Annotated in this window: 8 protein-coding genes; 7 read left to right on the top strand and 1 reads right to left on the bottom strand. The window is 70.2% G+C overall.

All coding sequences use genetic code 11. The features are described from left to right. Positions 1-9: 9 nt before the first annotated feature. The gene (locus ACQ5BE_RS15160; protein WP_430297835.1) at positions 10-1,989 is read right to left on the bottom strand and encodes an amino acid transporter; all 1,980 of its coding nucleotides are present in this window, start codon (positions 1,987-1,989) and stop codon (positions 10-12) included. 302 nt (positions 1,990-2,291) lie between these two features. Between ACQ5BE_RS15160 and ACQ5BE_RS15155 the strand changes: the two genes are divergently transcribed. From ACQ5BE_RS15155 to ACQ5BE_RS15125, 7 genes are all read left to right on the top strand, one after another. Beyond that, positions 2,292-3,005 (top strand): hypothetical protein, encoded by a 714-nt coding sequence (locus ACQ5BE_RS15155; RefSeq protein WP_430297834.1) that lies wholly within the window; start codon positions 2,292-2,294, stop codon positions 3,003-3,005. Between the two features lie 87 nt (positions 3,006-3,092). Then, positions 3,093-4,130 carry an agmatinase gene (gene speB / locus ACQ5BE_RS15150; protein WP_430297833.1) on the top strand — a complete coding sequence of 346 codons (1,038 nt, stop codon included), beginning with the start codon at positions 3,093-3,095 and terminating at the stop codon, positions 4,128-4,130. A gap of 119 nt (positions 4,131-4,249) precedes the next feature. Next, entirely contained in the window at positions 4,250-5,941 is a 1,692-nt protein-coding gene (locus ACQ5BE_RS15145; protein ID WP_430297864.1) for a thiamine pyrophosphate-binding protein, read from the top strand. Positions 5,942-6,159: 218 nt separating this feature from the next. Beyond that, positions 6,160-6,660 carry a MarR family winged helix-turn-helix transcriptional regulator gene (locus ACQ5BE_RS15140; protein ID WP_430297832.1) on the top strand — a complete coding sequence of 167 codons (501 nt, stop codon included), beginning with the start codon at positions 6,160-6,162 and terminating at the stop codon, positions 6,658-6,660. 16 nt (positions 6,661-6,676) lie between these two features. Then, complete coding sequence (locus ACQ5BE_RS15135; protein WP_430297863.1) at positions 6,677-8,698, top strand: MFS transporter; 2,022 nt, start codon at positions 6,677-6,679, stop codon at positions 8,696-8,698. Between the two features lie 163 nt (positions 8,699-8,861). Further along, positions 8,862-10,631, top strand: a complete 1,770-nt coding sequence (locus ACQ5BE_RS15130) for an ABC transporter ATP-binding protein (RefSeq protein ID WP_430297831.1) — start codon at positions 8,862-8,864, stop codon at positions 10,629-10,631. Between the two features lie 142 nt (positions 10,632-10,773). Then, positions 10,774-12,711: an ABC transporter ATP-binding protein gene (locus ACQ5BE_RS15125; RefSeq protein WP_430297862.1), complete on the top strand. Its 1,938-nt coding sequence runs from the start codon at positions 10,774-10,776 to the stop codon at positions 12,709-12,711. Positions 12,712-12,975 lie beyond the last annotated feature (264 nt).

The following is a 12,975-nucleotide window of genomic DNA, read 5'->3' as shown; positions in this document are numbered from 1 at the left end:
GGAGACGGGTCAGCCGACGTGGACCCAGGGGCGCTCGGTGATGTCCGGCTCGGCCTCGCGGAGCACCTCGCGGGTCACCGGGGCGATCTCGCCCTCGCCGAAGAACAGGAACTTCGTGAGGTTCGTGACGGGGTTGCCCTCGGTCCAGCGGAAGTAGATGTGCGGCATGAGGCCGGTGACGTTGCGCAGGTGCAGGAGCACGGCCGCGAGGGTGTTGGGCACGTTGTTCGAGTGCACCTCGAGCACCTTGAAGCCGTGCCGCTTGATGCCCACCACGTCGAGCTCCTGCTCGAATTCGGAGGAGTCGTCCACGACGATCTCGATGAACAGGATGTCCGCGTCCTCGGGCAGGTGGTTCGCGGCCCGGGCGTGCTCGAGCTTGTTGCGGTAGCGCTCGGAGTCGAGGCGCTTCGGCTCGTGGGCGATGAGCCGGATCGGGCCCTGCTCGACGTCGGTGAGGAACTCGAGGGCCTGCTCGTCGAGGCGGACGTGGGTGGCGCGCAGCTCGAACGAGCGCCGCACGCGGGAGGCGAACGAGACCACGATGATGCCGACGATGAACAGCGCCGCGATCCGGATGCCGTCCGGCCGCTCGACCACGTTGGCGATCGTCGTGTAGGTGAACACGGCGCTGACTATCCCGAACGCCCAGGTGCGGGACCTCTGCCTGCGGTGCTTCGCCGAGAGCGTCACGGCCACCGCCGCCGAGGTCATGAGCACGAGGACGCCGGTGGCGTACGCGCCGCCCTGGGCCTCGACGTTCGCGTCGAAGATCCACGTGATGAGGAACGCGACCGCGGAGAACACGAGCACGAGCGGCCGCACCGCGCGCGTCCACGCCGGCGCCATCCCGTAGCGGGGGAGGTACCTCGGGACGAGGTTGAGGAGCCCGGCCATGGCCGAGGCCCCTGCGAACCAGAGGATCGCGATGGTGGAGATGTCGTAGACCGTGCCGAACCCGTCGCCGAAGAACTGGTGGGCGAGGTAGGCGAGGGCGCGCCCGTTGGCCTTGCCGCCGTCCTCGAACTCCTGGGCGGGGATGAGCACGGTCGTGGCGAAGCTCGAGGTGATCAGGAACGAGGACATGATGAGCGCCGCGGTGGTCAGGAGCCGGTGCGTCCCGCGGATCCGGCCCTCGGGGTTCTCCTCGGTGTCCGTCGGGTAGCCCTTGACCTGCGGCATGACGGCCACGCCGGTCTCGAAGCCGGACAGGCCGAGCGCGAGCTTCGGGAACACGAGCAGGGAGATGCCCACCATCATGAGGGGGTCGCTGTGCTGGGTGGTGAGCGTGGTCCACCAGTCGGTGACCACGGCACCTTCCGTGAACACGCGCACGACGGCGGTCCCGACCACCACCGCGTTCAGCGCCAGATACAGCCCCACAAGCACGACCGCGACGTTGATGGCCTCCTTGAACCCGCGCAGGAACACGACCGCGAGCGCCGCGATGAGCACGAGCGTGATGGTGACCTGCTGGCCGTGGAACGCCTCCGGCGCGAACGGGTTCTCGATGAGGTGCGCGCTCGCGTCTGCCGCCGAGAGCGTCATGGTGATCATGAAGTCCGTGGCCGCGAAGCCGAGGAGCGCCAGTACGAACAGCTTCCCGGTCCACCGGCCCATGAGCCGCTCGAGCATGGCGATCGACCCCTCGCCGCGGTGGCTCTCGCGCGCCACCCGGCGGTAGACCGGGAGCGCTCCCGCGAGGGTGACGATCACGAGGATGACCGTCGCCATCGGGGCCAGCAGCCCCGCGGCGAGCGCCGCGATGGCGGGCTGGTAGCCGAGGGTCGAGAAGTAGTCGACGCCGGTGAGGCACATGACCCGCCACCACGAGGCGGGCCTGTGGTCTTCTTTGGGCACCCCGTGGGGGCCTTGCCTCTTGCCGGCCGTCTCGGGCATCCCCTCGAGGAGCCAGGTCCTCAGCGGGTGCTGGTCGTGGTGGCGTCGCTTGGGGCTCGGCTCGGCGGGGGGTCGGGTGAGTGTGCTCATGGCTCCTGCTGGTGCGGGACGCGGGGATGGCGTCCAGTGGAGCGTAGAGCCGCGCTCCGGCCTGGACTGCTGCCTTTTATGGAACCTTTACGGCTCGCTCGCGGTGTCTTTGCGCACGACGCCGCCGGGGAGCCTCGTGCGGCGCGGTCACGGCGCGCTCACAGTCGCCGTGGAGCCGTCGCCGTTCCGATAACAAGTGAATTTCACTTCGATGGATATACTCTTCCGGCCCTAGCGGGCCCCCGAATGGCGGTGCCACGGTTGACTCGCGCCTCCCGCGCCCGCACCCAGGAGTGACCATCATGGAGCCCATCCCAGCAGCCCGCACCGCCGCGGTCCTCGCCGCATTCGGCATCGTCCTCGCGCTGTCAGGCTGCGCCGCGGTCTCGGGCGCCGGCTCCGCGTCGCCAACTGCGACCGCCGCGGAGACCAGGACCGCCGCCGCCGCGTCAGCGGCCCCGCCAACCGCGACCGCGGACCTCTCGACGTTCACCTTCACCACCCAGAAGCTCTCCCTCCGCTACCTGGCAGAGTGGACGGTTGAGGCGAAGGCGTTCCCGCGGGGACCCGTGATGGGGGAGTCCGCAGAGTTCAGAGACGCCGCCGGGAAGACGGTCCTCACGGTGATGATCAACGCCACGAGCTACGACGTCGGCTGGCCAGTCCAGTGGACCGTCATCGAGTCGGGCGCGCTGCCCGGGATGGCGGCCGGCGGGTGGAGCCCCGCGCTGCAGTACTCCTTCTTCGCGGAGGAGCCCGCGGGCGGCGGCGGCCCGGGCACGCTCTGCACCCTGAAGCTTTCGGGCGAGGTCCCGGCGAATGGCCCGGGGACCCTGCGCGGCCTCCCGCAGGGCGGCCCGGCGCAGGGTCCGGGGCCCGGCGGACCCTACCTGCCGGTCGTGGAACTGGGGCCCGAGGTCGAGAAGTGCGGTTCCGTGGACGGGGCAAGGGCGTGGTGGGCCTCCCGGTCGGGCCTGCAGGTCAAGGCGATGGTCCTGAGCCTGGCGGCCGGCTGACCCAGGCGATCAGGTAAACAAGGGGTGCATATGGGACAACTTCTCCTGTACGCTGGCTCACAGAAGAACCACCTACGGAGGGTTATCGTGCAAGAGCTGCGCATCGAGGAGAACGGCAACCTCGGCCCCATTGATTCGTCCCGCATCCCGCGCTTCGCCGGCGCCGCGACGTTCGCCCGCCTGCCCCGCCTCGACCAGGTGCGGCGGGCGGACATCGCCGTCGTCGGCGTCCCGTTCGACTCGGGGGTCTCGTACCGCCCGGGGGCGCGGTTCGGCGCGAACCACGTCCGCGAGGCGAGCCGCCTGCTCCGCCCCTACAACCCGGCGCAGGACGTCTCGCCGTTCGCGAGCGCCCAGGTCGCCGACGCCGGCGACATGGCCGTGAACCCCTTCAACATCCACGAGGCCATCGAGGCCATCCAGCAGGACGCGCTGGACCTCACGGCCGACGGCGCCCGCCTCCTCACGCTCGGCGGCGACCACACGATCGCTCTCCCACTCCTGCGCGCCGCGTCCGAACGCGCGGGGGAACCCGTGGCGCTCCTGCACTTCGACGCCCACCTCGACACGTGGGACACGTACTTCGGCGCCGAGTACACGCACGGCACCCCGTTCCGGCGCGCCGTCGAGGAGGGCATCCTCGACACCGAGGCCCTGTCCCACGTCGGCACGCGCGGCCCGCTCTACGGCAAGCGCGACCTCGAGGACGACCGCCGCTTCGGCTTCGGCATCGTCACCTCCTCGGACGTCTACTACCAGGGCGTCCGCGAGGTGGTCGCAAAGCTGCGCGACCGGATCGGCAGCCGTCCGCTCTACATCTCGGTGGACATCGACGTCCTCGACCCCGCCCATGCTCCCGGCACCGGCACCCCCGAGGCCGGCGGCATGACCAGCCGGGAACTGCTCGAGATCATCCGCGGCCTGCGCGGGCTCAACCTCGTCGCCGCCGACGTCGTCGAAGTCGCCCCCGCCTACGACCACGCCGAGATCACGGGCGTCGCCGCGAGCCACGTGGCCTACGACCTCGTGACGCTCATGAGCGAGCTTCCCCGCCCGGTGGTTGAGCGCAGTCGAAACCAAGAGCACGGCCGCAACCAGGACCGCACGACGGCGGGCGCCCAGTGAGCGCCGTCGAGTCGCCCCGCACGGGGGAGGCCGAGGCAATCCAGGCCCGCGAGGCGGGCATCGCCGCGGCGGCCCGCGAGGACGGCGAGCGCGCGGCGCAGGGCGGCCAGGACGGCGTCGTGCGCCAGGACGGTGACCGTTCCGTGCGGAACGGCGGCGACCTCGTCGTCGAGACGCTCGAGGCGCTGGGCGCGAAGACCGTGTTCGGAATCCCCGGCCAGCACGCGCTCGGGCTGTTCGACGCGATGGGCCGCGGGAACCTGAAGTTCGTCTCGAGCCGGGTGGAGAACAACTCGGCGTTCGCCGCGGACGGCTATTCCCGCGCCACGGGCGAGGTCGGGGTCCTGTTCCTCTCCACCGGCCCCGGTGCGCTCACCTCGCTCGCGGGCCTGCAGGAGGCGTACGCGACCGGCGTGCCGATGGTGGTCATCGCGAGCCAGATCCCGCTCGAGGGCCTCGGCGCGCGGCGCAAGGGCATGCTGCACCAGCTCGACGACCAGAAGGCCTCCGCCGCCAACGTCACGAAGAGCCAGCGGCTCATCCAGCACGCCTCGGGCATCCCGTCCGCCATCCAGGACGCCTGGACCGACGCGATCTCCTCGCCCCAGGGCCCCGTGTGGGTCGAGATCCCGCAGAACGTGCTCCTCGAGCCGATCATGGTCCCGCCGGTCGAGGACGCGCTCGCGGTCGCGGCCGACAACCCGCCCCGCGTCGAGCTCGTGCGCGAGGCCGTCAGGTGGCTGCGCGAGGCCCGTCGGCCCGCGGTCATCGCCGGCGGCGGGACCCGGCGAGGGCACGCCGAGAAGGCGCTGCTCTCCTTCGCCGAGCGCCTGCGGGCCCCGGTGATCTGCACGCCCGGCGGCAACGGAGCGTTCCCGTGGGAGCACCCGCTCTCGCTCCAGTCCTGGATCGAGGACCGGCACATGACCGACCTCCTCGAGGACGCGGACGTGCTCGTGGTCATCGGGTCCTCGCTGGGGGAGGTCACGTCGAACTACTTCACGTTCGAGCCGCGCGGGCGGATCATCCAGATCGACGCCGAGCCGCGGGTCCTCGAGTCGAACCGGCCCGGACTCGGGATCCGGGCCGACGCCGGGCAGGCGCTGGACGCACTGAACGCCGCACTGGACGCGGCGCTGCCCGGGGCGCTCGACGGGGAGCGGCCGGCCCCGGACTGGCACGGGAGGAGCCCGGAGGAGGTGGTCGCCGGTTCGCTCGAAGCTGTCCGCGCGCGCCTCGCCTCGCAGGACCTCGGCAAGGAGCTGCGCTTCATGGCGGACATCCGCGCGGCCGTGCCGGACGACATGCAGACCTTCTGGGACATGACGATCTCCGCCTACTGGGCCTGGAGCTGCTGGGACGCCAGGCAGGGCCAGTTCCACTCCGCCCAGGGCGCGGGCGGCCTCGGCTTCGGGTTCCCCGCCGCGATCGGCGGCGCAGTGGGCCTCGCGACCGTCGGCAAGCCCTCGCGGGTGCTCGCGGTGTCCGGTGACGGGTCCGCGATGTACTCGATCTCCGAGCTCGCGACGGCGCGGCAGCACAGTGTGCCGGTCACGTGGCTCATCGTCGACGACGGCGGGTACGGGATCCTGCGCGAGTACATGGTGGGTGCCTTCGGCAAGGCCACCGCGACGGAGCTCGCGCGCCCGGACTTCGTGGCGCTCGCGGAATCCTTCGGCGTCCCGGCCAAGCGCGTCTCCGTGGACGGCGTGCGGGAGGCGCTCGAGGAGGGCTTCGCCGCGGACGGGCCCAACGTCGTCGTGGTCGAGACGCTCCTGAAGATGTTCGCCCCGACGCACCTGGAGGCGTAGCCGGCCCGGCCCGCCCGCCGCCCCGCCCGCCCCGTCTGGGGGTCACCTCCTGGGGGTCACTCGATGTGACCCCCAGGAGGTGACCCCCAGACGTCGTTAAGGGCGGGCGCGCTGCGCCGGAGAGTGGCGAAGCTTACAAAGGTTACCTAGTGAATTGGTTTGTGTAGGCAACCTTCGTGGCGTATAGTTGCTGTAAGCAATCAATTGAGGAGGCGGCAATGCCTGTCGATCCCGAGACCGCGCGGGAACTCGTCCACCGGGTCTTCGACCTCCAGCGCGTCGTGCGCTGCCTCGCCCACTCGGAGCTCAAGCACCACGACCTCGGCGTCGCCTTCCAGGGCGTGCTGCGCATGGTCGCCGAGCACGGGGGGCGCGCCGTCGAGATCGCCTCGCGGCTCGGGGTGAGCGCCCCGGTCCTGAGCCGGCACCTCTCCGACCTCGAGGCCCTCGGGTACGTCGAGCGGCACCGCGACCCCGAGGACCGCAGGGCCCAGCTCATCGCGCTCACCGAGTCCGGGTGGGCCGCGCTGCGCGAGATCGAGGAGCACCGGATCGCCCGGCTCCAGAGCTACCTCGCCGACTGGGACGAGGGGCAGGCGGCCGCCGCGGTCGAGGCCCTGTCCCAGCTCTCGGACGCCCTCCGGCGCGGGTCCGCCGACCGCCGCCTCACAGCCATGACCACTACGACCGCACAGGAGGAAGCGCGTGCAGCCCACTGAAGCACCGGCTCCGCAGATGAGCCACAAGCAGATCCTCGAGGCCCTCACGGGCCTCCTCGCGGCGTTCTTCACCGCGATCCTCTCGTCCACGATCGTGGCGAACGCCCTGCCGACCATCATGGCGGACCTCAAGGGCACCCAGACCGACTTCGCGTGGGTCATCACCGCGGCCCTCCTGGCCAACGCCGTGACCACCCCGGTCTGGGGCAAGCTCGCGGACCTGTTCAACAAGAAGCTCCTCACGCAGCTGAACATCGTGGTGTTCGTCGCAGGATCGGTCGTCGCCGGGTTCGCGCAGGACATCCCGTCCCTCCTCACGGCGCGCGTGATCCAGGGCGTCGGCATGGGCGGGCTCACGGCCCTGGCCATGGCGATCATCGGCACCATGATCCCGCCGCGCGAGCGCGGCAAGTACTCGGGCTACATGGGCGCCGTCATGGCCGTCGGCACCGCGGGCGGCCCGCTCCTGGGCGGCTTCATCGTGGACTCGCCGCTGGGCTGGCGCTGGACGTTCTTCGTCTGCGTGCCGCTCGCCGTCGTCGCGCTGTTCCTCATCCAGACCACGCTCAAGATCCAGCACGTGAAGCGCCCCGCCAAGATCGACTGGCTCGGCACCCTCCTGCTCACCGCGTCGGTCTCGACGCTGCTCATCTGGGTCTCCTTCGCCGGCAAGGCCGACTACTACGACTGGTGGAGCTGGCAGACCGCCGCCATGGTCGGCGGCTCCGTCCTGGGCCTGATCCTCCTCGTGGTCGTCGAGTCCCGCGTGGCCATGCCGATCATCCCGCTCAAGATCGTCGCCAACCGCACGACGGCGCTCAGCATCCTCGCGTCCGCGGCCGTCGGCGTGGCGATGTTCGCCTCGTCCTCCTTCCTGGGCCAGTACTTCCAGGTGGCCCGCGGCGCGACGCCGACCGAGGCCGGCCTGCTGACCCTGCCCATGATCGCGGGCAACTTCCTCGGCTCGGTCGTGTCCGGCCAGATCATCACGCGGACCGGCAAGTGGAAGCGCTGGCTCGTCCTCGGCTCGGTCCTGACGATCGCGAGCCTGGGCCTGCTCGGCACGATCGACCACACCACCGAGCTCTGGATCACCGGCGTGTACACGTTCGGGCTCGGCCTCGGCCTCGGCATGACAATGCAGAACCTCGTGCTCGGCGTGCAGAACACTGTCCGCGCCGCGGACATCGGCACGGCCAGCTCCACGGTCGCGTTCTTCCGCTCCGTGTTCGGCGCCGTGGGCGTGTCGGTGCTCGGCGCCGTCCTGAGCAACCGCTCGAGCGACCTCGTCGTCCAGGGCCTCGCCGACCATGGCATCCAGGCCTCGGGCGGCTCCGCCGGCGGGAGCATGGACCTCAAGGACATGCCCGCCCCCATCGCCGAGATCGTCCGCGGCGCGTTCGGTGACGCGACCGCCCGGGTGTTCCTCATCGCGGCCGTAATCGCGGTCGTCGCGCTCATCGCGGTGGCCTTCATCAAGGAGGTCCCGCTGCGCCGCACGGTGGACATCGTCAAGCCCTCCGAACCGGGCCAGACGCACGACGCCGCCTCCTCGCCCGAGGCGACCGGCTCGCCGTCGTCCGCTGCCCACCGCCGCGCGGAGGCAGGCATACCCGCTGCGGGTGCGGCCGACGACTACGCGTCCCGCCGGGCTGCGGTCCGCGCCGCACTGGCCGGGCGCGAGGGCGAGGCCGTGGGCCTGGACGGCGAGCTGCAGCTCCTGCTGGCCGAGGCCGAGTCCGCCTCCTCGTCCGCGGAGCGCGCGGGTGCCGCCGGCGTGCCCGACGTCGCCGTCCTCCAGGAGACGCAGCGGCTCCTCGCCGCGCAGCAGGTCCAACTGGGCCAGCTGTTCTCCCGGGCCGCGGACCAGCTCGAGGCACAGCAGCGCATCGCCGCCGAGCAGGGCCAGACGGCCAAGGCGCAGGCCGAGACGGCGGTGTCGCTCGCCGAACTCCAGGCCGAGCTCGCGGCCGAACGGCAGCTCCAGAAGGAGGCGGCGCTCTACCTCGCCACGCGTGGCCGCCACACGGCGACCTGAGGCCCTGTCGGAGGCTTCTCATCGATCAGCCAGCCTGCGGACAATCGCTGTCCGCAGGCTGGCTGATTAGTCCTCAGGACTGATGCCCCGCAGGTGCGCGCGGGCCTACGCTTGACACGCCCCTTTCGGCATCCCGCGGGGGCCCAAGACTCGAAGGACGTCGATGCTCCTCACACTCATCCGGCGCTACAGCGCCCGCTACTGGCCCTGGATTCTGGCTGTGGTCGTCTTCCAGCTCGCGACCACCATTGCGACCCTCTACCTGCCCAGCATCAACGCCCAGATCATCGACCAGGGCGTCGCGAAGGGTGATACCGGGTACATCTGGCGGCAGGGCGCCCTCATGCTCGGCATTGCGCTGGCACAGGTGATCACCGCGATCGCCGCGGTCTACTTCGGCTCGAAGACCGCGATGGCCTTCGGCAGGGACCTCCGGCAGGCAGTCTTCCGCAAGGTCACGTCCTACTCCGCGCAGGAGGTCCAGTCCTTCGGTGCGCCGACCCTGATCACCCGCGGGACCAATGATGTCCAGCAGGTCCAGATGGTCCTCCTGATGGGGCTGAACTTCATGGTGTCCGCACCGATCATGTGCGTGGGCGGCATCATTATGGCGCTTCGCGAGGACCTCGGGCTCTCGTGGCTCGTCTGGGTGTCCGTGCCGGTGCTGTTCGCGATCGTCGGCTACCTCGTGTACCTGCTCCTGCCGCTCTTCCGCGGCATGCAGAAGCGGGTCGACGGGATCAACGGGGTGCTGCGCGAGCAGATCATGGGCATCCGAGTGGTGCGCGCCTTCGTGCGCGAGCCGTTCGAGGAAGGGCGGTTCGCCGAGGCGAACAAGGCCCTCACCGACATCTCCCTCCGGGTCGGCGCGATCTTCGTGCTCATGTTCCCGATCATCATGATGCTCCTGCACCTGTCCACCGCCGCGGTCCTCTACTTCGGCGGCCAGCGCGTGGACGCGGGCGAGATGCAGGTCGGGTCCCTCACGGCGTTCCTCCAGTACCTCCTGCAGATCCTCATGGCCGTCATGATGGGCACGTTCATGGCCATGATGATCCCGCGCGCCTCCGTCTGCGCCGACCGCATCGGCGAGGTGCTCGCCGTCGTGCCCTCGATGGCCGCTCCCGGCGATCCGGAGATCCCGGCCAAGCGCGAGGGCGTCGTCGAGTTCCGCGACGTCTCCTTCTCGTATCCGGGCGCGGAGGCCGCGGTCCTCTCGGGCCTCACTTTCACCGCGCGGCCGGGCCAGACGGTGGCGATCATCGGTGCGACCGGTTCGGGCAAGACGACCCTGCTGTCCCTCATCCCGCGCCTCTACGACGCGGGGAGCGGCCACGTGCTCCTCGACGGGGTGCCCGTAGACAGGATGCCCCGCTCCGAGATCACCTCCCGCGTGGCCATGGTCCCGCAGCGGCCCTACCTGTTCTCGGGCTCGATCGCCCACAACCTCCGGTTCGGCCGCGAGGACGCGAGCGAGGATGAGCTCTGGCAGGCACTCGACGTGGCACAGGGGGCGGACTTCGTCCGCGAGAAGCCCAAGGGCCTCGAGGCCGGCATCGCGCAGGGCGGCACGAACGTCTCCGGCGGCCAGCGCCAGCGCCTGTGCATCGCGCGCGCCCTCGTCGCGAAGCCCGCCGTGTACCTGTTCGACGACTCGTTCTCGGCCCTCGACGTCACGACCGACGCGAGGCTGCGCCGCGCCCTGAAGAAGCAGACCGCCGACGCGACGGTCATCATCGTGGCCCAGCGGGTGTCCACGATCATCGACGCCGACCTCATCCTCGTGCTCGACAAGGGCAAGATCGTGGACCGCGGCACGCACGAGGAACTGCTCGAGACCTCGCCGACGTACCAGGAGATCGTGCAGTCGCAGATCACGGCCGAAGAGGCCGCGAGCGTCTCCTCCGGCAGCAAGGAGGTGCACGGTGGCTGATCGCCGATTCACGAGGCAGGGCAAGAACGAGGTCCGGAAGGAAGCCGTGTCCCAGGACGGAGCGCCCCAGGGCGGCCAGGTGGTCGCCGAAGCCGAGGAGATCCTCGAGGAGGAGTACCGCCCCACCGAGGCCGACGGCGGCATGTTCGGCGAGATGCCGGCCAAGAAGGCCAAGAACTTCGGCCCCAGCGCCAAGCGGCTCATGGGGCTGCTGAAGCCCGAGCGGGCGCTCATGAGCGTCGTCGTGCTCTTCATCCTCGTCTCCGTGGTGCTCACCGTGATCGCCCCGAAGATCCTCGGCCAGGCCATGGACGTCATCTTCGCCGGCGCCATCGGCAAGCAGATGCCTGCCGGCGTCACGAAGGACCAGGTCGTCGAGGGCCTGCGGGCGCAGGGCCAGGGCAACTTCGCGGACATGCTCTCCGGCATGAACCTCGTGCCGGGGCAGGGCATCGACTTCTCGCGGCTGACGTTCCTCATCGCCGTCGTGCTGCTCATGTACTTCGTTGCCGGCGTGTTCATGTGGGCGCAGGGCTACATCCTCAACCGGCTCGTCATGCGGGTCGTCTACCGGCTCCGTCAGGACATCGAGGCGAAGATCAACCGCCTCCCGCTCGGCTACTTCGACACCCGGCAGCGCGGCGACGTGCTCTCCCGGGTGACGAACGACGTGGACAACATCCAGCAGGGCCTCCAGCAGGCGTTCTCGCAGCTGCTGTCCTCGCTCCTGCAGGTGCTCGGCATCGTCGTCATGATGTTCATCGTGTCGTGGCAGCTCGCCCTCATCGCCCTCATCGCGCTGCCCCTCTCGGGCGTCGTGGCGGGCGTGATCGGCTCGCGCAGCCAGAAGATGTTCCAGTCGCAGTGGAAGAACACGGGTCTGCTCAACGGACAGATCGAGGAGTCCTTCTCCGGCCACGACCTCGCGACGGTGTTCGGCCGCCAGGCGGACATGGTGCGAAGGTTCGACGAGAAGAACGAGGAACTGTACCGGGCCTCGTTCAACGCGCAGTTCGTGTCCGGCATGATCTTCCCGGTCATGAACTGGGTGAGCTACCTCGCCTACGTGGGCATCGCCGTCGTCGGCGGCCTGCGAGTCGCCGCCGGCCAGATGAGCCTCGGCGACGCGACCGCGTTCATCCAGTACTCCCGCGAGTTCACGCAGCCGCTGGGCCAGATCGCGGGCATGGCCAACATGCTCCAGTCCGGCGTCGCCTCCGCCGAGCGGACCTTCGAGCTGCTCGACGCCGACGAAGAGGAGCCGGAGACGGCCACTTCGCACCTGCCGGCGGTCACGGACGGGCACGTCGACTTCGAGCACGTCTCGTTCTCCTACTCCGAGGACAAGCCGCTCATCGAGGACCTGTCGCTCACGGCAGAGCCGGGCCACACCGTCGCCATCGTCGGCCCCACCGGCGCCGGCAAGACGACCCTCGTGAATCTCGTGATGCGGTTCTACGAGATCCAGGCCGGCCGGATCCTGCTCGACGGCGTGGACATCCGCGACCTCTCGCGCGCCGAGCTGCGTTCGAAGGTGGGCATGGTCCTGCAGGATGCGTGGCTGTTCGGCGGGACGATCTACGACAACATCCGCTACGGGAACCTCGATGCGACGGAGGAGGAGGTCATCGCCGCGGCGAGGGCGACCTACGTGGACCGGTTCGTCAGGGCGCTTCCCGACGGCTACCAGACCGTCATCGACGAGGAGGGCACCAACGTCTCCGCCGGCGAGAAGCAGCTCATCACGATCGCCCGCGCCTTCGTCTCGAACCCCTCGCTGCTGATCCTCGACGAGGCCACCTCGTCCGTGGACACCCGCACCGAGCTGCTCGTGCAGAAGGCCATGGCCGCGCTCCGCACGGACCGCACCTCGTTCGTGATCGCCCACCGGCTCTCCACGATCCGGGACGCGGACACGATCCTCGTCATGGAGAACGGCAAGATCGTCGAGCAGGGCCGGCACGAGGAGCTCCTCGAGCGCGGCGGCGCCTACCACCGGCTCTACATGAGCCAGTTCGCAGGGGGGATCGACCTCGACGAGCAGACCGCGGCGTCGGCCGGAGCGCCGCCCCGCACCTAGGTGCCCCGCACCCTCCTGCGGCGTCTCGGGTACCGGGAGGCCGTGCCCACCCGCCCTGGGACCCGCCCCCCGTTTCGGGTACGGCAGATTCGCGCTGGCGGCGTTTCGGGTACGGCAGATTCGCGCTGGCGGCGTCTCGGGTACGGCAGATTCGCGCTGGTGGCGTTTCGGGTACGGCAGATTCGCGCTGGCGGCGTCTCGGGTACGCCAACTCTGGAGCGGGCTGCGGGCTGCGGGCTGCGGGCGGACGGGTGGGGCGAGCGT

Origin of the sequence: Sinomonas sp. B1-1, assembly GCF_050474465.1 — a bacterium.
Taxonomy (GTDB): Bacteria; Actinomycetota; Actinomycetes; order Actinomycetales; family Micrococcaceae; genus Sinomonas; species Sinomonas flava.
This window is presented reverse-complemented; position numbering and strand designations above follow the sequence as displayed.

What these genes read in the sequence shown, in the direction of transcription:
- ACQ5BE_RS15160 (WP_430297835.1), bottom strand. Translation starts at nt 1,989, where the DNA reads ATGAGCACACTCACCCGACCCCCCGCCGAGCCGAGCCCCAAGCGACGC.
- ACQ5BE_RS15155 (WP_430297834.1), top strand. Translation starts at nt 2,292, where the DNA reads ATGGAGCCCATCCCAGCAGCCCGCACCGCCGCGGTCCTCGCCGCATTC.
- ACQ5BE_RS15140 (WP_430297832.1), top strand. Translation starts at nt 6,160, where the DNA reads ATGCCTGTCGATCCCGAGACCGCGCGGGAACTCGTCCACCGGGTCTTC.
- ACQ5BE_RS15135 (WP_430297863.1), top strand. Translation starts at nt 6,677, where the DNA reads ATGAGCCACAAGCAGATCCTCGAGGCCCTCACGGGCCTCCTCGCGGCG.
- ACQ5BE_RS15130 (WP_430297831.1), top strand. Translation starts at nt 8,862, where the DNA reads ATGCTCCTCACACTCATCCGGCGCTACAGCGCCCGCTACTGGCCCTGG.
- ACQ5BE_RS15125 (WP_430297862.1), top strand. Translation starts at nt 10,774, where the DNA reads ATGTTCGGCGAGATGCCGGCCAAGAAGGCCAAGAACTTCGGCCCCAGC.